We start from the raw sequence: 21,865 nt of genomic DNA, 5'->3' as shown, positions 1-21,865 counted from the left end.
AGGCTGATCCGACCTCATCTTGGTGTCAATTTGATGCTTTACACCCTGTAAAGCGGCAATTACATAGGTTTACCTCAAATTCGCCTCGCGAGCTACCGAAAATGTCCGCTTTTCATTACTATGCGCGCCATTCTCAGCCTTTAAAATATTGATTGATGGAAAAACACACACGCAAAGAGGACTGGATTGCGATCCTGACCGGAACCTTCTTAGTCGCACAAGGCGTCTTCTTTCTTCAGGCCGGTCAATTACTGACGGGCGGTACAGCGGGCCTCGCGCTGCTGATGACTCATTTTCTGCCTTGGTCTTTTGGTTGGCTCTATTTTATTGCCAACTGCCCGTTCTATTTATTGGCGTGGAAACGCTTTGGGCATCATTTCGCGATCAACAGTGCAATTTCCGGCGCTTTAGTCTCGCTGTTTACCGATCATCTGGCGATGTTCATCACTTTTGACAACGTCAATGACGTGTATTGCGCGTTGGCCGGAGGTCTGTTGATGGGATTAGGGATGCTGATCCTATTCCGCCATCGCTCCAGTTTAGGCGGTTTCAACGTATTGTGTCTGTTCATTCAGGACAAATTCGGCCTCTCCGTGGGCAAAAGCCAAATGGCCATCGATTGCTTGATCCTGTTGGTGTCGTTCTTTTTTGTATCCCCGTGGACGATTCTGCTGTCGATTTTTGGGGCCATCGCGCTCAATCTGGTATTGGCGATGAACCATAAACCCACCCGCTATACCGTCACCTATCATCGCTGAGCCGCGAACAAGACACAAAAAAGCCCGCCGAAGCGGGCTTTTTGCTATTCGTGAGTCTGTCGCGACTGAACATCGTAGCCCAGTTCGCGATGCAGCTCGGCTTCGACGTGACCCGGCGCCTGCGTCGAGCGCGAGATCAACTGATACATCGCCGGAATCACAAACAGCGTGACCAAGGTCGAAAAGCCCATGCCAAAGAAAATCACTGTCCCGACTGACACGCGGCTTTCATAGCCCGCGCCCGTGGAGAGGATCAGCGGCACTGACCCGGCCAGCGTGGTAAACGCCGTCATCAGAATCGGACGCAACCGGCGCGCGGACGCATCGACAATCGCAGTTTCAAACGCCAAGCCGCGGTCACGTAACTGGTTGGCAAACTCGACGATCAAAATGCCGTTTTTGGTCACCATCCCAATCAACATGATCATGCCAATTTGGCTGTAGATGTTCATGCCTTGCCCCATCAAGTACAAGCCAATAAACCCGCCAAATACACCCATGGGTACGGTAAACATCACCACCAAAGGGTTAATGAAGCTTTCAAACTGCGCCGCCAACACCAAATAAGCCACCAGCAATGCGAGCGCAAACACAATCGCCACACTCGACTGGTTCTCTTTGAAATCTTTCGACTCACCGGAATAGCTCACCGACACATCACTCGGCAGCATCTCCAGCGCTTTCTGATCCAAGAAATCCAGCGCTTGCCCTAAGGTGTACCCATCCGCAAGGCTGGCGGTAATGGTGATCGCCTTTTGCTTGTTGTAGTGTGCCAAACGAATCGACGAGGCCACTTCCTCAATCTTGGTTACCGTATCAAGCGTCACCAGATCGCCAGACGACGTGCGCATGTATATCTGCGTCAGATCCGCAGCATTATTAAAGCTGTTTTCATCTCCGCGCAGGTACACATCGTACTCTTCCCCTCGGTCAACGAATGTCGTCACGCTTTTACCGCCTAGCATCACTTCCAACGTATCAGAGATATCTTGCACGCTGATGCCGAGTTCCGCTGCGCGCTGACGGTCCACCGTCACCACCAACTCTGGCGTTTTTTCCGAGTAGTTGATATCCACACCCGTCATCATCGGCGATTGAGCGGCTTCCGCTTCCAACAGTTCTGCCCAATGTCTCAACTCCGCATAATCCGAGCCCCCCAGCACAAACTGCACCGGTTCATTGGATCCGCCACGGAAACCGGGCATAAACGGAATCACACGCACATCAGGAATGCCCGTCAGCACTTTGCGCACTTGTCCCAGCGCATCCTGAGCGGTGATGCTGCGATCGTTCCAGTCGTCGAGAATCATGATCACAAAGCCGGTTTGGTCGCCCGCACTGCCTCCAAACGCAGGCGACTGAATGCTGAACGACTTCAAAAAGCCTTGCCCCAGCAGCGGCATCAAACGCTCTTCCACCAAATCCATATTGGCCGACATGCGGTTGTAACTGGTTGCATCAGCGCCACGCACAAACGCAAAGATCACGCCGCGGTCTTCCGATGGCGTAAGTTGCGCCGGCACACTTTGATTCAAACCGTAACTGCCACCGATACATGCCAAAATCACCACGGGCGCCGCCCATTTCCAATGCAGCGCTTTTTTCAGCGCCGCGCGATAGCCGCTTTCTAATTTGCCGAATAGAAAATCGACCGCGTTGTTGAAACGGTTCGGTTTCACATGGGCTTTGAGAATTTTGCTACTCAGCACAGGCGTTAGCGTCAGCGCAATCAAGGATGAGAAAATCACCGCCATCGCCAGCAATACCGAGAACTCGGTAAACAACAAGCCGACCATGCCGTCCATAAACGAAATCGGCAGAAACACCATCACCAACACCAAGGTGGTGGCAATCACGGCAAAGCCTACTTCGCGCGCGCCTTTATAGGCTGCCATCAGTGGCTTTTCACCGTGTTCGATATGGTGATAAATGTTTTCCATCACCACAATGGCATCATCGACCACCAAACCAATCGACAGGATCAACGCCATCAGCGTGATCAGGTTGATGGAAAATCCAAGGTAATACGCGGCAATAAAGGAGGAAATCAGGGACACCGGCACCGTAATCGCCGGGATGATGGTGGCGCGGGCTTGACCGATAAAAATATACAACACCAAAATCACCAGACCGCCAGTGATAAACAGCGTGCTGTAGACCTCTTTGATCGAACGTTCAATAAACACAGTGGAATCGTAGTCGATCGCCAGACGCGTCCCCTCAGGCAAGAATTTTTGAATCTGATCCACTTCCTGATGCACGCGTTTCGCCACATCCAATGGGTTTGCATCCGACTGCGGCACAATGCCCATGCTCACGTTGACCACGCCATCACTTTTGAAGGTCGAGTTCTCGTTCTCAGCCCCAATGAAGACATCAGCCACATCTTTGAGATAAATCGGCGTGCGATCGCTGGCGTGTTTCACCACCAGATATTGAAAATCCTCAGGTGTGCGATAGGTGCGTGCGGTGCGCACGGACATCACGGTGGAATCGTTGCGCACTTCTCCGCCTGGGCTTTCGATGTTTTCACGGCGCAACGCATCGGAAATATCCGATGTGGTCACGCCCCGCCCCGCCATCAACTCCGGCTTGAGGCGCACGTACATCACTTTGTACAAACCGCCAGAAATATCAACCGAGCTCACGCCGGAAATCAGGCTAAACCGGTCTGAAAGCACACGTTCGATGTAATCGGTGAGCTGCGTGCGGTCCATGACCGAAGAGCTGAGGTTGATGTACACCGACGCTTCACCCGATCCATTGTTTTTGAATACCTGCGGATCGTCCGCCGCATCAGGCAGGTTGCGCTGCGCTCTTGCGACCGCATCACGCACATCACTCACCCCTGTATTAAGGTCATAACCGAGCTCAAAGGTAATGGTGATCCGCGAACTGCCGTTTCGAGTGACGGAGGTGATCTCATCAATGCCACTGATCCCGGCCAGTTGGTCTTCCAACACCGAGGTGATCTGGTTTTCGATGATGGTTGCGGATGCACCATCGTAACGCGTGGTGACCGAGACCACCGGACTTTCAATGTCCGGCATTTCGCGTACCGACAATTTAGAAAAAGAGACGAAGCCAAACACACACAGCAACAAACTGAGCACGACAGCGGCCACCGGCCTTTTGACCGAGACATCAGACAACCACATTATTGCGCACCTTGTTCAATCGGCTGACCCGACGCGTTCACTTCTGTCACAGCCACACCGTCGCGCATATTCACAATGCCCTGCACCACAATACGTTGACCAATTGCGAGGCCATCCTCAATCACAACTTCGTTCTCAATCCGGGCGCCCAAATGCACTTCCGTTCGCTGGGCGATACGATCGTCATTGACCACATAAACAAAACGCTTGGTGCCTGAGTATTCCAACGCTTGCACGGGAATGATGGGCGCGCTGATCGGCTCAAAGTCGAGTTTGGCGGAAATCAACATGCCCGGTTTGAGCAAACGCTCTTGATTACTAAAGTGAATACGGACGCGCAAGTTGAGCGTTTCTTGATTGATGCGCGAATCGATGCCAACCACTTTGCCTTCAAAGCTACGACCGGGCCATGCACCGGTTTGGCCGATCACCGTCATGCCGCGTTTAATCTTTGATAGATAGCGCTCTGGCACTTGCAAATCCAACTGCATTAAAGACAGGTTATCTAGTGTCAGCAAGTCATTGCCCGCGCTGACCATTTTGCCGCGGCTAAAATCGATGAATCCGACCGTGCCATCAAATGGTGCGGTAATCCGTAAATCGCCTAGATTGGCTTTGGCAGCATCGAGACGGGCTTGGGCAATTTCCACACTGGCTTTTTGTGCGTCGATTTCAGTTTGCGTGATCGCGTTGCGTTTCACCAACCGTTCAAACTCAGTCAGCTTGCGCTGCTCATCTCGCAGATAAGCATTGGCCTCATTCACCGCGGCGCGAATTTTGTCATCATTTAACTGCACGAGCAGTTGGCCTTTTTTCACCTGTTGATTGGCCTTGACCGCAATCACATCCACTTTACCGGAAACTTCCGAAGCGATATAAACCGATTGATCGGCTTTCAATTTGCCCACCAAAGACAGGGTTTGCGAAACTTGATGATTTTGTACAGGTTCGATCACCACGGGAATCGCTTTCGCAGCACCAGCGGCAAACGCCGACGGATAATAGAACGTTGCCGCCAGCGTCAAACAAAGAAGAGTCGTTTTTTTCATAATAAGGGTCAGAGAATAGGTCACTTTTTACATTGTAACCGTTAATCATTTTTTTGAACGTCAAGGAACGTAAAGATCAGAATGAAACTGTAAGTAACACTGTGATTTATTCCTACAAAACGGTAATTTATTGGCTTCTTTGACGAAAAAGACAGCATTCAATTCAAAAAGACAAAAAAAGGGTTTACAGAGGGAGCGAGTTTGATAAGATGCGCTCCGCACTTGAGTGATGCGTTGGGAAAACATCAGTTAAGTATAAAAAGCCCTGGAGGGGTTCCCGAGTGGCCAAAGGGAGCAGACTGTAAATCTGCCGGCTCCGCCTTCGATGGTTCGAATCCGTCCCCCTCCACCATATTCTTCTCGTGAGAGCATTAGCTGTCGTGAGAAACACTTGATTGATGCGTTGGGAAAACGTCAGTTAAGTATAAAAACCCCTTGGAGGGGTTCCCGAGTGGCCAAAGGGAGCAGACTGTAAATCTGCCGGCTCCGCCTTCGATGGTTCGAATCCGTCCCCCTCCACCATATTATTTCTTGTGACATGCTCATAAGAAAGCACTTGGAAAGCTGTGTTGGGAAAACACTTTCTAAGTATAAAAATCCCCTGGAGGGGTTCCCGAGTGGCCAAAGGGAGCAGACTGTAAATCTGCCGGCTCCGCCTTCGATGGTTCGAATCCGTCCCCCTCCACCATATTATTTCTTGTGACATTCTCATAAGAAAGCACTTGGAAAGCCGTGTTGGGAAAACACTTTCTAAGTATAAAAATCCCCTGGAGGGGTTCCCGAGTGGCCAAAGGGAGCAGACTGTAAATCTGCCGGCTCCGCCTTCGATGGTTCGAATCCGTCCCCCTCCACCATACACGAAAAGCCAGCTCATTGAGCTGGCTTTTTTGTTGCCTGTGATTTGACCATTTCAAACGCTTGAGATGTCTCCAACGTCATAGCAACCGCCCCATTACCCCTGCCGCTCCTGTGTGATTACATTCACGTTTTGATAGTCATATTAGCTAATCTAGGAATATTTCCTATTCGGCTTAAGACAAGCTCTCATGTGACACACCAAGGCAATCCCTAGAATGATTTTCAGACAGTCAGTTCCTGTACTACCCCCTTTTTATTTTTGTACTTTCTGAAACGAGAATCTTCTATGCTAAATTTCCTCGAACAGGTACGTAAGCCAACTTTGGACTTACCCGTCGACGTCAGAAGAAAAATGTGGTTCAAACCGTTCATGCAATCTTATCTGGTTGTATTTATCGGTTACATGACCATGTATCTGATTCGTAAAAACTTCAACGTTGCACAAAACGACATGATTTCAACCTACGGTCTCTCCATGACTGAGCTGGGGTTGATCGGTTTGGGCTTCTCCATCACATACGGCATTGGTAAAACTGTGGTGTCCTATTACGCCGATGGCAAAAACACCAAACAGTTCCTGCCGTTCATGCTGATCTTATCTGGCCTTGCGATGCTGGGCTTTAGCTTCAGCATGGGTGGCGGCAGCGTCAGTCTCTTCTTGATGATCGCGTTTTACGGCTTAAGTGGCTTTTTCCAAAGTACTGGCGGCCCATCAAGTTACTCAACCATCACCAAATGGACCCCGCGTAACAAGCGTGGCTCCTACCTTGGCTTGTGGAACATGTCACACAACGTTGGGGGCGCAGGCGCAGCAGGTGTCGCCTTATTCGGTGCCAACTATCTGTTTAATGGCCACGTGATCGGCATGTTTATTTTCCCATCAATCATTGCATTGATCGTCGGCTTCATCGGTTTACGCTACGGTAGTGACTCACCAGAGTCTTATGGTTTGGGTAAAGTAGAAGAGTTATTTGATGAAGCGATCAGCGAAGAAGACACCGCTGCAGAAGAAAACCACATGACCAAGCGCGAAATCTTTGTGGAATACGTCCTGAAAAACAAAGTGATCTGGTTACTGTGCTTTGCCAACATTTTCCTCTACATCGTACGTATCGGTATAGACCAGTGGTCAACCGTGTACGCTTATCAAGAGCTGGGCTTGTCCAAAGAAGCGGCTATTTCCGGTTTTACGTTGTTCGAAGTCGGTGCTTTGGTCGGCACCTTGATGTGGGGTTATCTGTCTGATCTCGCCAATGGACGTCGCGCTTTGGTTGCCTGTATTTCATTGGGATTAATCATCGTCTCGTTGGAATTCTACCAACACGCCACCAGCGAGTTTATGTATCTGGCATCGCTGTTTGTGCTTGGCTTCTTGGTCTTTGGCCCTCAACTTCTGATTGGTGTTGCTGCAGTGGGCTTCGTACCGAAGAAAGCCATCTCTGTCGCCGATGGCGTGAAAGGGACATTTGCTTACCTGATCGGTGACAGCTTCGCGAAACTAGGTTTGGGCATGATCGCCGATGGCACCCCCATTTTTGGCCTGACGGGCTGGAAAGGTACCTTCGCCGCTTTGGATACATCAGCCTTTATCTGTATTGCGTTGCTGGTCTTCGTTGCCATTGCGGAAGAAAAGAAAATCCGCAAGCAGAAAAAACTATCTCTAGCGAACGCCGACGCTTAACGACATCATGCGCGCTCACAATGGGCGCGCATAACAACTCTTCTTTTTATCGTAAAAAAGCATACTCATTGTGCTTCTTGTCATTTCTCGTAAACTTACCCGCCTCTCTGTTCTGACCCACACTGGTGGCTACCATGATTAATGTTGTGCTTGTTGATGATCACGTCATCGTTCGTTCTGGCTTTGCTCAGCTTCTCAATTTGGAAAGTGACATTCAGATCGTCGGTGAATATGGCTCTGTCGCAGAAGCGCGTCGCCACCTTCCCGGATGCCATGCTGATGTTGTCATTCTGGATATATCAATGCCCGACGAGAGCGGTTTAACGCTGATGGCCGAGATCCCATCCGCCATAGCTGTGGTGATGCTTAGCGTGCATGATTCGCCAGCGATGGTGGAAAAAGCATTGGAACTTGGCGCCCGAGGTTACCTTAGCAAACGCTGCAGCCCAGAAGAGTTGGTACAAGCCGTCAGAACCAGTGCCAATGGCGGCTGCTATCTCACCCCAGACATTGCCCTTCGTCTTGCCACCCCGAAGAAAGCCGCCGTCCAAGCCGATCAATTGACCAAACGCGAAAAAGAAGTCTGCCGCATGCTGGCTGAAGGATTGGACGTTAAAACAGTCGCCGCTCAATTGGGACTCAGCTACAAAACGGTTCACGTTCATCGCGCCAATGCCATGGACAAGCTTGGGGTCAAAAACAATGTCGAGTTGGCCAAACTATTCCCGGATGAACTCGTTTAATGCGTCACTATCTGCTGACTTCACTATGCGGCTTTTTCATGAGCTGCTGTGCTTGGTTCTGTTTGTGGGTGATCGCTTACTACTTTGTCAACGACCCTGAACTGGCAATTGTCTTTTTCCCCTTCGCGCTGCGTTTGGGTTTAGCCCTGCACACTCGCAATTCATATTGGCCCGCGCTGTACGCTTCGGAATGGGTGTTAACCATTGCTCTGGCCGTGTTATTGGAACAACCTCAATGGTCGATGGTTCTATTTGCCAGTGTATCTAGCCTGCCCGTCACTTGGTTTTTCAAACGCTATTATTATGGCGAACAGTGGCGTCGTTTGAGCGTCATGGGCGCGTTGATCCTACTCACGAGCCTGATTAACGTGCTTGCCATCAGTGCGCATGTGAGCTCGATTTACATGACTGGACTCGTCAGCATCACGGGGGGATTGATGCTAGTCCCCAGTTGTTATCTGCTCTGGAACTACCTCTTTCAGAGTGTCTGGATGCCACTGACCTCCAATTTGGTGACGCGCAAAATCGAATTTAAAGTTCGTCATATTCTACTGTATAGCTCGTTGTTTATTGCCAGTATTTTGCTTCAAACCAGCTTACCCGATGAACTGCGGCGCTTCGCACCGTTTTGCCTCGCCATACCGATTATCCTGCTCGCGTTTCGATACGGTTGGCAAGGCGCGCTGTTGGCAACCCTACTCAACAGTGTGGCACTGATCGCAGCAAGAAGCGGTGTGTCCAATTTGGAGATTACCGATCTATTGTTGTCGTTAACCGCTCAAAGCCTGACCGGTATCCTGCTTGGCATGGCCGTTCAAAGGCAAAAAGATCTTAACCTGAAGCTACGCAGTGAGTTGACTCGCAACCAAAATTTGGCCCGTCAATTAATTACTGCTGAAGAGTCCGTACGTAAAGAGATTGCACGTGAATTGCACGATGAAATCGGTCAAAACATTACTGCAATTCGCACGCAAGCCAGCATCATCAAGCGCAGCGAGCCAGAAGCGCTCAGCTTTCATTGCGCTGACACGATTGAAAACTTATCACTCAATGTGTATGACACCACCAAAAGCTTGCTGACCAAACTCAGGCCCAAAACACTCGATGATTTAAACCTTACAGATGCCGTCGAGCAACTGGTACGCGAGATGGAGTTTGATGTGCAAGGCGTGGACATTCGCTTTGACTGGCAAGGTGACATTCACACCCTTAGCGACACCCTCAATGTCACACTGTTTCGACTGTGTCAGGAATCGCTCAACAATGCTTGCAAATATGCTCACGCAACTCGCATTCAAATACGTTTGGAAGTCCATGAGCATGTCAAGTTGACCATTGCAGACAATGGTGTTGGCTTCAAACTCGAAGAGTGCATGAAGGGCATGGGGCTGCGTGGTATGAAAGAACGAGTCCAAGCCCTTGGAGGCCGATTCCAGCTTCAGTCGATTCACGAACAATATCGAGGCACCCGTATCGATATTCAATTGCCGGTATTGTGAGGTTCTATGTTCGGATTTTTAAGTGCTAAAACATCACCGCGCCCCCTGAGCCAAACGCAGGTGAACCAAACCTATCACTATTGGCGATGGCATATCATGCTGGGGATGTATATCGGCTATGCTGGTTTCTACTTCACACGAAAGACCTTCAACTATGCGGCACCGGCGATTGTTGCCGATTTGGGACTGGATAAAGGCGATTTAGGCCTCATTGGCACGCTGTTTTACATCACATACGGCTGCTCTAAGTTTCTGTCCGGCACGATCTCTGACCGTTCCAACCCACGTTTTTTTATGGGATTGGGCTTAATTGCAACAGGTCTGATTAACATCGCCTTTGGCTTTGCCAGTTCAGTGACAATATTTATGCTGCTGTGGATCCTCAACGCTTGGTTTCAAGGTTGGGGATGGCCCTCGTGCTCCAAATTGTTGACCACTTGGTATTCCCGCTCAGAACGCGGCTTTTGCTGGGCGCTGTGGAATACCGCCCATAACGTGGGTGGCGCGCTGATTCCCATCGTGGTCGGTTATCTTACGCTGCATTACAGTTGGCGACATGGCTTTGTTGTTCCTGGCATCACCGGCGTGGTGATCGGTCTGTTTCTCTGTTGGCGGCTGCGAGATCGCCCGACCACATTGGGGCTGCCAAGTATTGGTCAGTGGCGCAATGATCCGCTAGAGAAAGCTCAGGAAAACGAAGGCCGTGGTCTCAGTTATCGCGAGATACTCAAAACCTATGTATTCAACAACAAATACATCTGGTTACTCGCCTTCAGTTATGTACTGGTTTACATCGTGCGTACCGCCATCAATGACTGGGGCAACCTCTATCTCACCGAACAACACCATTACACATTGATTGATGCCAATACGGCCGTATCACTGTTTGAAGTCGGCGGGTTTATCGGTTCACTAGTCGCGGGATGGGGGTCAGACCGTTTATTTGCCGGAAACCGTGGCCCCATGAACCTGTTGTTTGCTATCGGCATTTTTTTATCGGTCGCCGCCTTATGGCTGATGCCCGTGACCAATTTTGCATTTCAGGCGGCGGGCTTGTTTGCGATCGGCTTCTTTGTGTTTGGACCACAAATGCTGATCGGCATGGCGGCGGCAGAGTGCTCGCATAAAGACTCTGCGGGCGCAGCAACCGGATTTGTAGGCCTGTTTGCTTATATGGGCGCAGCGTTGGCGGGTTACCCACTGGCCTTAGTGCTCGAGGCCTTTCATTGGAAAGGATTCTTCATTGTGATTTCCGTCTGCGCAGCCATCATCGGCTTACTGCTGCTGCCTTTCCTTCAAGCGCAGTTTCCCAAGGAAAGCACCTCGGCAACCCCCGAACATCCTCACTAAAAAGCCCCGCATTGCGGGGCGTATCTCGGTTACATTTTATTGAGAAGATTCAATCAGGATGATGCGGGTTTCGTACGGCCGAAGGATCTGATGAACTGACACATGTTGCTCTGTGATGCCGGCATAGTTGCCGAGTAGATAACGGGCTTGGCTGACATCCAGCTCAGCGGGCAGCACGCATTCACTCTCTTGTCCGTAATAGTTGTTCAGACAGACTAAAGTTTGCGTCGCGGATTGGCGCTGATAGGCAAAGATCTCGCGATGCTCGGGCAACAGATCGCGATAATCACCGTGCGTAATCACCGCCACTTCTTTTCTCAACGCAATCAGGCGTTGGTAAAAATAAAATACCGATTCGGGATCAGCGACCGCCTGCTCAGCGTTAATGTCGCGATAGTTGTCTGCCACCGCAAGCCAAGGCGTGCCTTGCGTAAAGCCCGCTTGAGACTTGGCATTCCACTGCATCGGCGTGCGTGAATTATCCCGCGATTTCTGCGCCAAAATCGCCATCATCTCTTCATGGGAAGTCGTGCCCTGATTGACCATGATGTCGTACATGTTGATGCTTTCCACATCGCGATACTGCTCAATGGACGTGTAACCGGGGTTGGTCATGCCAATTTCTTCCCCCTGATAGATGTATGGCGTGCCTTGCATCATGTGCACGGACGCTGCCAGCATTTTGGCCGACAGTTCACGGTAGGCTTTGTCATTGCCCAAGCGGCTGACCACACGAGGCTGATCGTGGTTACACCAGAACAATGCGCCCCACCCTTTCCCATGAAGGCCCGTCTGCCAATGATTGAAAATCTGCTTAAGCTGCAGAAAATCAAATGGCGCACGAGTCCACTTATCACCGTGGGTATAGTCGACTTTGAGATGGTGGAAGTTAAACACCATCGACAGCTCTTTGCCGTCCAGCGACGAATATTGCTGGCAGTGTGCTAAGGTGGTTGACGACATTTCTCCCACCGTCACGCTGCCGTAACGCTGGAACACATCGCGGCTGATCTCTTGCAGATACTCATGTACGCGCGGGCCATCGGTGTAAAAACGGCGGCCATCACCAAGGTCATCGTTGGCAAAATCTTGTTGCTTGGAAATCAGGTTAATCACATCGAGGCGAAACCCGTCCACGCCTTTTTCCGCCCAGAATGAAATAATGTCTTTCACTTCCTGACGAACTTGCGGGTTTTCCCAGTTCAGATCCGCCTGCTCTTTGGCAAACAGATGCAGATAATATTCGTTGGTCGCTTCATCCAGCGCCCAAGCACTGCCGCCAAACTTGGACTGCCAATTGTTCGGCTCGGCACCATTGACCGGTGATTTCCAAATGTAGTAATCGCGATACGGACTGGCTTTATCCCCCAGCGCCGACTGGAACCAGGCGTGCTCGGTTGACGTGTGGTTGACCACAATGTCCATGATGATGCGAATGCCACGAGCGTGCGCTTGCGCCAGCAGGCAGTCAAAATCCGCCATGGTGCCAAACTCAGGATTAATCGCGTAATAGTCGGAAATATCATAGCCATTGTCGATCATCGGCGACTGGTATACCGGCGTCAGCCAAATCGCGTCAATGCCCAGCGTTTTGAGGTAATCCAGCTTGCTGATGATGCCCGGAAGATCACCCGTGCCTTTGTCTGCACTGTCACAGAAACTTTTCGGATAAATTTGATAAATCGCCGCGGTCTTCCACCAGTTGGCGTCCGTTAATTGTGTCGTCATGACGTAAACTCACTTACCTGAAATCAGAAATCGCAGAGCGGCCAACGGCCACTCTGAAAAAGAAAGGGTTAGGCTTCAGCCGCGGTCAGCTGGCCTTTGGCTTGCGCGCGCTTGTACATGAACAGCGTCAGCACAATCGGTACAACCATCGCCACCAACATCGCCATCAAAAACACCATCCAGTACTGCGGTTGAATCGACAAAATCCCCGGCAGACCACCGACCCCGATCCCGTTCGCCATCACGCCAAAGCTGCCACAGATGGCCGCCGCCAGCGCGCTACCAATCATGGCGCTCAGCATCGGGAATTTGTATTTGAGGTTGATGCCGTACATCGCCGGTTCCGTCACGCCTAAATACGCAGAAATCGCCGCCGGAACCGAGATATCGCGCTCGCCTGCCTTTTTACTGATCAAGATGATGCCAACCACCGCCGATGCCTGCGCAATATTCGACAGCGCAATCAGTGGCCAAATCGGCGTGCCGCCCAAATCCTGCATCAATTGCAGATCCACCGCGTTGGTGGTGTGGTGAATCCCGGTAATGACCAGTGGCGCATACAGGAAACCAAACACCATCGAACCCAGCACCGCAAAGTCACCGGTCATGGCCGCTTTCGCCGCAAACGCCACGCCATCACCCAGCACGCGACCAAATGGCCCGATAAAAGCATGGGCGAGAATGACTGAAAGAATGATGGACACAAACGGCACCACCACCAGATATAAATAGGCCGGAACGATGCGCTTCAGGTTGGTCTCGATAAACGCCAATACCACACCCGCCAAAATGGCCGGAATCACCTGCGCCTGATAGCCGACTTTTTCAATCACGAACCAGCCGAAATCCCACGCTTCTGGCACCTGCTTACCAATCAGGTAAGCATTCATCAGTTGTGGTGACACCAAAGTAATCCCCAGCGTGATACCCAGAATGGGCGTTCCGCCGAGCTTTTTCACCGTCGACCAACACACGCCGACCGGCAGGAAGAAGAAGATCGCTTCCCCAATCAACCACAGGAAGGAATGGACACTGGCCCAAAACTGGCTGATTTCCACCAGCGTTTTGCCATCGAACATGCGAATGTCGCCGATGACGTTCCGAAAACCGAGAATCAACCCCCCGGTAATGATGGCAGGCAGCAGCGGCACAAAAATTTCAGCCAAATGGGAAATGCCACGCTCCAGCATGTTCATGTTCTGACGCGCCGCGAGCTTGGCTTCATCTTTAGACGCACCACTTTTCCCCGTCAGTTCAAGCAGTACCTTGTAGACGGCATCGACTTCGGTGCCAATCACCACCTGAAACTGGCCAGCATTGGTAAAGCAGCCTTTCACCAAACTCATCGCTTCCAGTTGCTTGATGTCTGCTTTGCTCGGCTCATTCAGCACAAAACGCAGCCGTGTCAGGCAGTGCGTTACGCTGGCAATGTTCTCATTGCCACCGACCAGCTCAATAAGACGCGCAACGTCTTGCTTCGCTATCTTACTCATATCCTCGTCCACCCTATTGATCCATTTATTATCATAGTTCATTTAAAATGGGAACATTCCCATACAATTGCGAGCATACTGACATACTTCATCATGACGAAAAATGGGAACAGTCCCACAAGTTGAAAATGATCACAAAGCGCGCAGTGATCCGAGTGAAAAATGCGATCTTGGCAACGTCCGCTGAATGAAACAACCCACGGACGACCAAGACAGAAAGGAAGACGAAAGAACGCCGCGGTTTGCGACCTTACTTATCTAGGTTGTGCTCGCCCGCTCACGACGCGAGCACAACCGCATCGCGGATTAACCCGCAGTCGCGGGGCTTTGGGTCAGATGCACGCATTCGTCAATTTCACCGCACAAATGCTGAATAAGGAGTTTCGCGGCCTGTTCGCCCGCTTGGCGATATCCGGGATCGACACTGTAGACATTGGGAAACAGAAACGACAACAGTTCATTACCGCCGACACCAGTCACCATCACATCTTCGCGTTGGCGTTCCTGTAATCGTTTGATGACGCCCATAGCGATGGTATCGCTGGCACACACAATCGCTTGAGTGCTGTCGGTCAGCACCTCGTCCACCAAACGATAGGCGCTCTCATGGTGCAGTTCACCCGTTTGATAAATCGGCGTTTTTCCTTGTTCCTCACACCAATCTAAGTAGGCTTGCAGGCGCATCTCACCGGTGGTTTTATCTCTCGGATTGACGCCGATAAACGCGATATTCACTCGATGTTGCTGCTGCAAAAACGCAATCGCCTGACGAATCACCCCTCGGTTATCGTAGTTGATGGATGACACCGACGCCGAGTCCATCGCAATCACCACCGCGCGGTGTTGCCACGGCACCAACGCCGCCATATCAAGGCCAGTAAAACCGAACACAATCACCCCATCGACATGGCGTTTCGCCAACACATCGAGGTGATCGCGAGTTTTATCGCGATCAAACTGGCTCTCCATGATCACCACGTCATACCCCTGGCTGTAGAGCACTTGCAGCATGCTGCTGACCGAACGGTTTTCTGAGGGAGAATCAAGACGTGAGATGATGACGCCCACCACTTTCTGGCTGCCCCCGCGCATCGACTGGGCCGATTTCGATGGCACGTAGCCATGCTCGGCAATCACTTGCTCGACTCTGGCGCGCGTTTCTGGTTTGACTTTGGGATCGTTGGTCAGCACCCGTGAAACCGTCGATTTACCGACTCCCGAGAGCTTTGCAATATCCAGAATAGTGAGTTTCTTACCCATAACGACTACTAATGTTGAGAGCGGGTGCGGCAGCGTCGCCGCACACCGAAAAGTGGCACTGACCAGCGAGCGTTATCGCCAGCAGTTTTTGTATATGACCCCATTGGCCTCTAACCTTGCCGCATCACCTTTGGTAAACAGCGTGATGGGGTTGGCCTCGGTCGAATGGTCATCCAGAATGTACTTGGTGCCGGAGCCTGCCGCAACCTCCATCAGACGATAACTGTGATCCGACAACCGCAACATGGCACTTTGTTTGGCGGCGTAAGCCACATCAAACGATGCGGCGTCATCACATTGATAATGAAAGAAAGCCCCATAGGTGTCATCGTTTGCCCTGCCGCTTGAGGAAGAACATCCGGTCAGCAGCGCACTCAAACCAAGTAATACGAACGTCAATCGAACCAACATATCCCTCTCCTTTTCATCACGTGAGGCCATACGTCAGTCGCGCGCAGGTGGCGCGGTGCTTCTGACGCACAGGTGGTTAAGTCGTTCTTACAAGCATAGACAGCCGATTGATAGAAAGGAAAAAGGCCGCCGATGGCGACCTTTTGAAGACATTAACGATGTGCGCTCAAATAGGCGGGCACATCACGCAGGCTCTCTAATATCGTCGTCGCCAGCGCTTCGCCTTTTTCGGTGATCGGTTTGCCAGTACGAACCAGAATCTTGGTGCCCACGCCCGCAGCGTCTGCCGCCATCAAATCTTCGGCTTTATCACCGACCATCACCGATTTGGCCATGTCGATTTTGAGGAAGTCACGCGCCGAGATAAACATCCCCGGTTTTGGCTTACGGCAGTCACAATCTTCTTTGTACTTGCCCACACCGTGCTCTGCGTGGTGCGGACAATAGTAAATGCCATCAAACTCAACGCCATTGTCTTCAAAATTCCAGTCCATCCATTGTGTCAGAGATAGAAAGCGATCCTCACTGAAAATGCCGCGAGCAATGCCGGATTGGTTGGTCACCAGAACCAACAGGTAACCCATCTCCTGCAGCTTTTTCGTCGCTTCAAAAACGCCTTCGATAAACTCAAAATCGTGCTCATCGTGCACATAGCCGTGGTCAACGTTGATCACGCCGTCACGGTCCAAAAACACAGCAGGTTTAGCCAAAATAATGCTCTCAAATAACGTAGTGTGCCGAGAATTATTGCACGCTTTATTTCTTTCATCACTATCTAATTACTTAACCGCCTCATCACTTAACCCGTTTAGACGTCTAGACGTAAAAATATCTATTGACTTGCCCATCGATAACCCATAGCATCCTCTACTAAGTGAGAGAGAGTTCAAAATTTTATACTGCTATCCCTGCACAGGTTATTACATGATTGAAATTAGTCACGTCAATAAGGTGTTCTTGCAAGGCCACAAAGAAATTCATGCCCTGAAAGACATCAATCTTCATATTCCACAAGGTACGATTTTCGGTGTTATCGGTTCTTCTGGTGCAGGGAAAAGTACGCTCATTCGTTGTGTCAACATGTTGGAAACGCCAACCAGCGGTAGCGTGATTGTTGATGGGGTTGACCTGACGCAACTGACGTCCAAACAATTGTCGGAAACTCGCCGTAATATTGGCATGATTTTCCAACACTTTAACTTGCTCTCGTCTCGCACCGTATTTGGCAATATTGCGCTGCCATTGGAATTGGCAGGCAAAGATGATCAACACATTGAACGTAAAGTCTCTGAGCTGCTAACGCTGGTAGGCCTGACCGACAAACGCGACACCTACCCGGCCAATTTGAGTGGCGGCCAGAAACAACGCGTGGCGATTGCGCGCGCCTTGGCGTCTGACCCCAAAGTGTTGCTGTGTGATGAAGCCACCAGTGCGCTGGATCCTGCAACCACACAATCGATTTTGGAACTGCTCAAAGAGATCAACCGCAAGCTGAACATCACCATGCTGTTGATCACGCACGAAATGGACGTGGTGAAGAGCATCTGTCACGAAGTGGCGATCATCGGTGACGGTGAGTTGGTGGAAAAAGGCAGCGTAGGCGACATTTTTGCGCACCCGAAAACACAACTGGCGCATCAATTCATTCGTTCAACCTTGGATCTGTCGATTCCCGATGATTACCAAGCGCGCCTGAATGCAGAACGTGTCGAAGGCAGCTACCCGCTGGTGCGCCTTGAGTTTACTGGCGCCACCGTTGATGCGCCGCTCATGTCGCAAATCGCGCGTAAATTCAATATTGATGTCAGCATTCTGAGTTCTGATCTCGATTACGCCGGCGGCGTGAAATTCGGGATGATGGTGGCCGAAATCTACGGCAATCAAAATGATGACGTCGCAGCAATGCAATATCTCCGTGACCACAATGTAAAAGTCGAGGTGCTTGGTTATGTCCTTTAATACGATCAGCAGCTGGTTATCACTCAACAGCGACCTACTTTTGATGGCCACATGGCAAACCGTTTACATGGTTGCCGTCGCTGGTATTGTCGGCTTTGCGTTAGGCATTCCGTTGGGCGTGATTCTACACACCACCAAAAAAGGTGGCTTGTTGGAGAACACTCAACTGAATAACGTATTGGGCGCGATTGTGAACATTGGTCGCTCCGTGCCGTTCCTGGTTTTGATGGTGGCCATTATTCCTGTCACCAAAATGTTGGTGGGCACCTTTATCGGGACAACCGCCGCGATCGTACCGCTGACTATTGGCGCCATCCCATTTGTGGCGCGTCTCATTGAAGGGGCGTTGTTGGAAGTCCCAACCGGCTTGATTGAAGCGGCGCAATCGATGGGCGCAACCCCAATGCAAATCATCACCAAAGTGCTGCTCCCAGAAGCAATGCCAACCATTTTGAACTCCGTAACCATCACCTTGGTGACCCTCGTGAGTTACTCAGCCATGGCGGGAACCGTTGGTGGCGGCGGCCTAGGGGATGTGGCAATTCGTTACGGTTTCCACCGTTATGATGTCACCATCATGGCTGTGACCGTGGTGATGCTGATTGTACTGGTACAAATTATTCAATCGATCGGCGATGCGTTTGTTCGTCGCGTCGATCACAAATAACCCGTTCATTATCTTTAAAAAATACAACACAGATACGTTAGAAGTTTGATAACAAGGAGAATATCATGAAATTGAGCCTGAAAGGTTTACTAACCATTGCCGCTGCTGCCTCTGCACTTGTGCTGGCTGGCTGTGGTGACAAAGCCGTTGACAACAGCAAAGTAAAAATTGGTGTGATCGCCGGTGCTGAAGCGCAGGTTGCTGAAGTCGCAGCGAAAGTTGCGAAAGAGAAATACAACCTGAATGTGGAACTGGTGACGTTCACGGATTACGTTACACCGAACGCCGCGCTGGATGATGGTTCAATTGATGCTAACGCATTCCAACACAAACCTTACCTCGATCAGCAAATCGTTGACCGTGGCTACAAACTGGCGATCGTGGGCAACACCTTCGTGTACCCAATCGCAGGTTACTCCAAACAGATCAAATCAGTTGATGAGCTGCAAGATGGCGCGCGCATCGCAGTACCAAACGATCCAACCAACCTTGGTCGTTCTCTGATCCTGCTGGAAAAACAAGGCCTGATCAAACTGCGTGCTGATGCTGGCCTGCTGGCTACCGTTCGTGACATCGTCGAAAACCCAAAGAAAATCCAAATTGTTGAACTGGATGCAGCGCAACTGCCACGTTCTCTGGATGACGTTGCTCTATCAATCATCAACACCACGTACGCCAGCTCACTCAACCTGACGCCAGAAAAAGACGGCATCTTCGTTGAAGACAAAGAGTCACCATACGTGAACCTGCTGGTTGCGCGTCAAGACAACGTGAACGCCGAAAACGTACAAAACTTCCTGAAAGCGTACCAAACGGATGAAGTGGCAAATGCCGCGGCAGACATCTTCCAAGGTGGCGCAGTTAAAGGTTGGTAATCCCATCCTTGACACGGTGAAACCCATAAAAAAGGTTGGCTTAGGCCAACCTTTTTTGTTGCGGTCATTTTAGGCGTATGCCCTGCCGAATACCGCGGCTATTTCAAATGATCCCAAGAGATGTTTGAGACAATTCGGCACGTATCGCATTTGAAATGGAAGATGTCATGCAGCGGCTCATCTAGTAACCATTCACCACCGCATTTCGGGCATTTGCGCGCTTGCTCATCCGCCAAGCTGGTACCGCCGACGCGGTATTGATAGTAGTAGGTCGGAATCTTGGTCAAATATTCCACCCGACCACGCAAGTCCCAGCCACGACGAAACAAGTCGCTATCGACATCGCAAATTTCATGCAGCGCCGCGAACTCGGCCTTGCAGCCGCCCGCCATCTGAATTTCGTCACAGGCTTGCCACTCGGTTTGCCATTTAATAACGGATTTATGGTCGCCGTTGAGCGTCGGTTCATTGCGATAGAGCGGAATAGGCAGCAGCGTCTCACCACTGCGCAGCGGCGAACAGGTGTGCACGTAAGTGGTGTACAGCACTTGCCAGCTTGGTGTTTCCACTTCAGCCGCTTCTTCAGAGTTAATATCACGCCCCAGCAAACGCACTTTCGGCGCCAGCAGACTCGCATCGGCTAAACGATTGATGCACACCTGAACAAAATCGGAGTGATGGCTTGGGTGCAAGCTCTCTTTTTCCGGGCACACAGCGCGCACATAAAACTCGCCCTCCCCCAAAATGATCGGAAACTCGCGTCCCAGTACTTGACCGTTGTAACGCAGCGCGTCCATCAACCCATTGATGGCTTTGTCGACGGCACTGATGGTGGTGTTGTCAAAACACTCAAATTGAAGTTCAACCACGTACATCGATTACACCACCGGTTCCAATTGATTCAAAAACTCGACCACATCGGCGGTCAGCACTTCACGTTGCGTGGTGCCTAATTTTTCCAGAATCACGTTGCCCGTCAGGTTGCAGATCGAGATCACCGTCATCTCATCGGCCGTTGTCGCAATAAACACGGTGGGTTTGTGTTTGAGGCGGCGCTGCATCACCAAATGGCCAAGAATGTTCTCTTGCAGGCGTTGAAAATCCGCATCACTCCACACTTGTAACAAGGTCAACTCACGGCCGCGCCAACGCGCGGGCATGTCTGCCGAAAATTGTGCGCCATAAAACGGGGCAATGTCTTGCTGCAACGTCAGCTCAATCCCTTGTTCCACATTGGCCAAATCAGCAGCAGGGGTACGCGGCACAGATTGCCAAAACACGCGGTCCTCCAGCGCCTCGACCACACATGGTGATGGCCAGTCGATCAACTCATCGTTATACGGCAATTGTTGATGGGCATGCTGAACCGCATCTAAGTAGCGCTGGCTGAATGAGAATAAGGCTTCAACCACTGAGTGAGCCATGACGTTCTCCATAGTTAGGTTAGTCGCGCCTGCCAGATGACACACGCGACGGTATTGCGTAGAATTCCGGTTATTCTAATCGAATTCACTGTAAAGTATGAGCAAATATTCTGACGCAAAAGAGCTGGCGGGTTTAACCCTGGGGAAAAAAACCGAGTACGCAAACCAGTACGATCCTTCCCTTTTGCAGCCGGTTCCACGTAGCCTAAACCGCAACGATCTGCACTTGGGAGACACATTGCCGTTTTTGGGCTGTGACCTCTGGACGCTGTATGAGCTGTCGTGGCTCAACGACAATGGCCTGCCACAAGTGGCGATCGGCGAAGTCGCGATTCCAGCCACCAGCGCCAACCTGATCGAGTCGAAATCGTTCAAACTTTACCTCAATAGTTTTAACCAGACGCGCTTCTCAACCTGGGCAGACGTTCAGGCTCGCCTGCAACACGATTTGTCCGCGTGCGCCGGTGAAACCGTGCATGTCGAGGTCAAGCCGCTAGCGGCCTATACCGCGCAGCCGATTGTGACCATGCAAGGAGACTGCATCGACGATCAGGACATCACCATCACCAGCTACGCATTTGACGACACCTTACTTGCCGATGCCACCAGCGATGACGTTGTTGAAGAGACGCTGCACAGCCACCTGCTGAAGTCCAACTGCCTGATAACCAATCAGCCCGACTGGGGCAGCGTAGAAATCACTTACCGTGGGCCGAAAATTAATCGCGAAGCGCTGCTGCGCTACATTGTGTCATTCCGTGAGCACAACGAGTTCCATGAGCAGTGCGTTGAGCGTATCTTTACCGACATCACCCGCTACTGCCACCCAGAGCACTTAACGGTGCTGGCTCGCTACACCCGTCGCGGCGGTCTGGATATCAACCCGTATCGCTCAACTGAGCAGGCGGCTCCGAGCCACAATCAACGTATGGCTCGTCAATAACAAGGATGC

At 51.0% G+C, this 21,865-nt stretch carries 18 protein-coding genes and 4 tRNA genes; 13 read left to right on the top strand and 9 right to left on the bottom strand.

The features are described 5' to 3' along the window. Nucleotides 1-155: 155 nt before the first annotated feature. Complete coding sequence (locus tag ACS18Q_RS03785; RefSeq protein WP_004723939.1) at nt 156-758, top strand: YitT family protein; 603 nt, start codon at nt 156-158, stop codon at nt 756-758. Between the two features lie 44 nt (nt 759-802). Here ACS18Q_RS03785 and vexH read toward each other — a convergent pair whose 3' ends face one another. Next, entirely contained in the window at nt 803-3,916 is a 3,114-nt protein-coding gene (gene vexH / locus ACS18Q_RS03780) for a vibriobactin export RND transporter permease subunit VexH (protein WP_441257397.1), read from the bottom strand. Then, complete coding sequence (locus ACS18Q_RS03775) at nt 3,916-4,965, bottom strand: efflux RND transporter periplasmic adaptor subunit (protein WP_041942604.1); 1,050 nt, start codon at nt 4,963-4,965, stop codon at nt 3,916-3,918. Before ACS18Q_RS03775 ends, vexH begins: the two co-directional genes overlap by 1 nt. Before the next feature lie 267 nt (nt 4,966-5,232). On the opposite strand from ACS18Q_RS03775, the gene ACS18Q_RS03770 reads away from it, so the two are divergent. The 8 genes from ACS18Q_RS03770 (at nt 5,233) to ACS18Q_RS03735 (ending at nt 11,096) form a co-directional block, all read left to right on the top strand. Then, a tRNA-Tyr gene (locus ACS18Q_RS03770) sits at nt 5,233-5,317 on the top strand. Between the two features lie 85 nt (nt 5,318-5,402). After that, nucleotides 5,403-5,487 (top strand) — tRNA-Tyr (locus tag ACS18Q_RS03765). A gap of 81 nt (nt 5,488-5,568) precedes the next feature. Further along, nucleotides 5,569-5,653: transfer RNA gene (locus tag ACS18Q_RS03760), tRNA-Tyr, on the top strand. Between the two features lie 81 nt (nt 5,654-5,734). Then, nucleotides 5,735-5,819: transfer RNA gene (locus ACS18Q_RS03755), tRNA-Tyr, on the top strand. A 290-nt stretch (nt 5,820-6,109) separates the two neighbouring features. Further along, nucleotides 6,110-7,504 carry a hexose-6-phosphate:phosphate antiporter gene (gene uhpT / locus ACS18Q_RS03750; protein ID WP_432583229.1) on the top strand — a complete coding sequence of 465 codons (1,395 nt, stop codon included), beginning with the start codon at nt 6,110-6,112 and terminating at the stop codon, nt 7,502-7,504. Nucleotides 7,505-7,638: 134 nt separating this feature from the next. Beyond that, complete coding sequence (uhpA, locus tag ACS18Q_RS03745) at nt 7,639-8,247, top strand: transcriptional regulator UhpA (RefSeq protein WP_014205572.1); 609 nt, start codon at nt 7,639-7,641, stop codon at nt 8,245-8,247. Continuing rightward, the gene (gene uhpB, locus ACS18Q_RS03740; RefSeq protein ID WP_055467142.1) at nt 8,247-9,746 is read left to right on the top strand and encodes a signal transduction histidine-protein kinase/phosphatase UhpB; all 1,500 of its coding nucleotides are present in this window, start codon (nt 8,247-8,249) and stop codon (nt 9,744-9,746) included. Before uhpA ends, uhpB begins: the two co-directional genes overlap by 1 nt. 6 nt (nt 9,747-9,752) lie before the next feature. Next, complete coding sequence (locus ACS18Q_RS03735; RefSeq protein WP_392443012.1) at nt 9,753-11,096, top strand: MFS transporter; 1,344 nt, start codon at nt 9,753-9,755, stop codon at nt 11,094-11,096. Between the two features lie 36 nt (nt 11,097-11,132). Here the strand turns inward: ACS18Q_RS03735 and treC are convergent, their stop codons facing one another. The 5 genes from treC to gmhB form a co-directional block, all read right to left on the bottom strand. Further along, nucleotides 11,133-12,824, bottom strand: coding sequence for an alpha,alpha-phosphotrehalase (gene treC / locus ACS18Q_RS03730; protein WP_441257396.1), 1,692 nt, complete (start codon nt 12,822-12,824; stop codon nt 11,133-11,135). Nucleotides 12,825-12,892: 68 nt separating this feature from the next. Beyond that, nucleotides 12,893-14,317 (bottom strand): PTS trehalose transporter subunit IIBC, encoded by a 1,425-nt coding sequence (gene treB / locus ACS18Q_RS03725; protein ID WP_172475403.1) that lies wholly within the window; start codon nt 14,315-14,317, stop codon nt 12,893-12,895. A 306-nt stretch (nt 14,318-14,623) separates the two neighbouring features. Then, on the bottom strand, nt 14,624-15,577 hold the full coding sequence (gene treR / locus ACS18Q_RS03720; RefSeq protein ID WP_055467139.1) for a trehalose operon repressor TreR: 954 nt from the start codon (nt 15,575-15,577) through the stop codon (nt 14,624-14,626). Nucleotides 15,578-15,649: 72 nt separating this feature from the next. Beyond that, nucleotides 15,650-15,988, bottom strand: coding sequence for an MliC family protein (locus tag ACS18Q_RS03715; protein WP_441257395.1), 339 nt, complete (start codon nt 15,986-15,988; stop codon nt 15,650-15,652). Between the two features lie 152 nt (nt 15,989-16,140). Further along, the gene (gene gmhB / locus ACS18Q_RS03710; RefSeq protein WP_014205579.1) at nt 16,141-16,698 is read right to left on the bottom strand and encodes a D-glycero-beta-D-manno-heptose 1,7-bisphosphate 7-phosphatase; all 558 of its coding nucleotides are present in this window, start codon (nt 16,696-16,698) and stop codon (nt 16,141-16,143) included. 214 nt (nt 16,699-16,912) lie between these two features. Between gmhB and metN the strand changes: the two genes are divergently transcribed. The 3 genes from metN (at nt 16,913) to ACS18Q_RS03695 (ending at nt 19,489) form a co-directional block, all read left to right on the top strand. Next, entirely contained in the window at nt 16,913-17,947 is a 1,035-nt protein-coding gene (gene metN / locus ACS18Q_RS03705) for a methionine ABC transporter ATP-binding protein MetN (RefSeq protein ID WP_004723956.1), read from the top strand. Next, nucleotides 17,937-18,614 (top strand): methionine ABC transporter permease, encoded by a 678-nt coding sequence (locus tag ACS18Q_RS03700; protein ID WP_441257394.1) that lies wholly within the window; start codon nt 17,937-17,939, stop codon nt 18,612-18,614. The genes metN and ACS18Q_RS03700 overlap by 11 nt, the downstream gene beginning before the upstream one ends. A 65-nt stretch (nt 18,615-18,679) precedes the next feature. Beyond that, nucleotides 18,680-19,489: a MetQ/NlpA family lipoprotein gene (locus ACS18Q_RS03695; protein ID WP_004723959.1), complete on the top strand. Its 810-nt coding sequence runs from the start codon at nt 18,680-18,682 to the stop codon at nt 19,487-19,489. A gap of 98 nt (nt 19,490-19,587) precedes the next feature. Here ACS18Q_RS03695 and ACS18Q_RS03690 read toward each other — a convergent pair whose 3' ends face one another. After that, a complete protein-coding gene (locus ACS18Q_RS03690; protein WP_154180854.1) occupies nt 19,588-20,364 on the bottom strand; it encodes a Zn-ribbon-containing protein in 777 nt (258 codons plus the stop codon). Nucleotides 20,365-20,367: 3 nt separating this feature from the next. Beyond that, entirely contained in the window at nt 20,368-20,913 is a 546-nt protein-coding gene (gene syd, locus ACS18Q_RS03685; RefSeq protein WP_441257393.1) for a SecY-interacting protein, read from the bottom strand. A gap of 97 nt (nt 20,914-21,010) precedes the next feature. Between syd and queF the strand changes: the two genes are divergently transcribed. After that, on the top strand, nt 21,011-21,856 hold the full coding sequence (queF, locus tag ACS18Q_RS03680; RefSeq protein ID WP_004723965.1) for an NADPH-dependent 7-cyano-7-deazaguanine reductase QueF: 846 nt from the start codon (nt 21,011-21,013) through the stop codon (nt 21,854-21,856). Nucleotides 21,857-21,865: the final 9 nt, after the last annotated feature.

The organism is Vibrio sp. Vf1514, from assembly GCF_052076135.1.
GTDB classification, from domain to species: Bacteria; Pseudomonadota; Gammaproteobacteria; order Enterobacterales; family Vibrionaceae; genus Vibrio; species Vibrio furnissii.
This window is presented reverse-complemented; position numbering and strand designations above follow the sequence as displayed.

Bases quoted from the DNA above. Each gene is read 5' to 3' on its own strand.
- queF (WP_004723965.1), top strand. From the start codon at position 21,011: ATGAGCAAATATTCTGACGCAAAAGAGCTGGCGGGTTTAACCCTGGGG.
- ACS18Q_RS03785 (WP_004723939.1), top strand. From the start codon at position 156: ATGGAAAAACACACACGCAAAGAGGACTGGATTGCGATCCTGACCGGA.
- ACS18Q_RS03695 (WP_004723959.1), top strand. From the start codon at position 18,680: ATGAAATTGAGCCTGAAAGGTTTACTAACCATTGCCGCTGCTGCCTCT.
- ACS18Q_RS03775 (WP_041942604.1), bottom strand. From the start codon at position 4,965: ATGAAAAAAACGACTCTTCTTTGTTTGACGCTGGCGGCAACGTTCTAT.
- treB (WP_172475403.1), bottom strand. From the start codon at position 14,317: ATGAGTAAGATAGCGAAGCAAGACGTTGCGCGTCTTATTGAGCTGGTC.
- uhpT (WP_432583229.1), top strand. From the start codon at position 6,110: ATGCTAAATTTCCTCGAACAGGTACGTAAGCCAACTTTGGACTTACCC.
- treR (WP_055467139.1), bottom strand. From the start codon at position 15,577: ATGGGTAAGAAACTCACTATTCTGGATATTGCAAAGCTCTCGGGAGTC.
- ACS18Q_RS03700 (WP_441257394.1), top strand. From the start codon at position 17,937: ATGTCCTTTAATACGATCAGCAGCTGGTTATCACTCAACAGCGACCTA.
- ACS18Q_RS03735 (WP_392443012.1), top strand. From the start codon at position 9,753: ATGTTCGGATTTTTAAGTGCTAAAACATCACCGCGCCCCCTGAGCCAA.
- treC (WP_441257396.1), bottom strand. From the start codon at position 12,824: ATGACGACACAATTAACGGACGCCAACTGGTGGAAGACCGCGGCGATT.
- vexH (WP_441257397.1), bottom strand. From the start codon at position 3,916: ATGTGGTTGTCTGATGTCTCGGTCAAAAGGCCGGTGGCCGCTGTCGTG.
- syd (WP_441257393.1), bottom strand. From the start codon at position 20,913: ATGGCTCACTCAGTGGTTGAAGCCTTATTCTCATTCAGCCAGCGCTAC.
- ACS18Q_RS03690 (WP_154180854.1), bottom strand. From the start codon at position 20,364: ATGTACGTGGTTGAACTTCAATTTGAGTGTTTTGACAACACCACCATC.
- uhpB (WP_055467142.1), top strand. From the start codon at position 8,247: ATGCGTCACTATCTGCTGACTTCACTATGCGGCTTTTTCATGAGCTGC.
- uhpA (WP_014205572.1), top strand. From the start codon at position 7,639: ATGATTAATGTTGTGCTTGTTGATGATCACGTCATCGTTCGTTCTGGC.
- metN (WP_004723956.1), top strand. From the start codon at position 16,913: ATGATTGAAATTAGTCACGTCAATAAGGTGTTCTTGCAAGGCCACAAA.
- ACS18Q_RS03715 (WP_441257395.1), bottom strand. From the start codon at position 15,988: ATGTTGGTTCGATTGACGTTCGTATTACTTGGTTTGAGTGCGCTGCTG.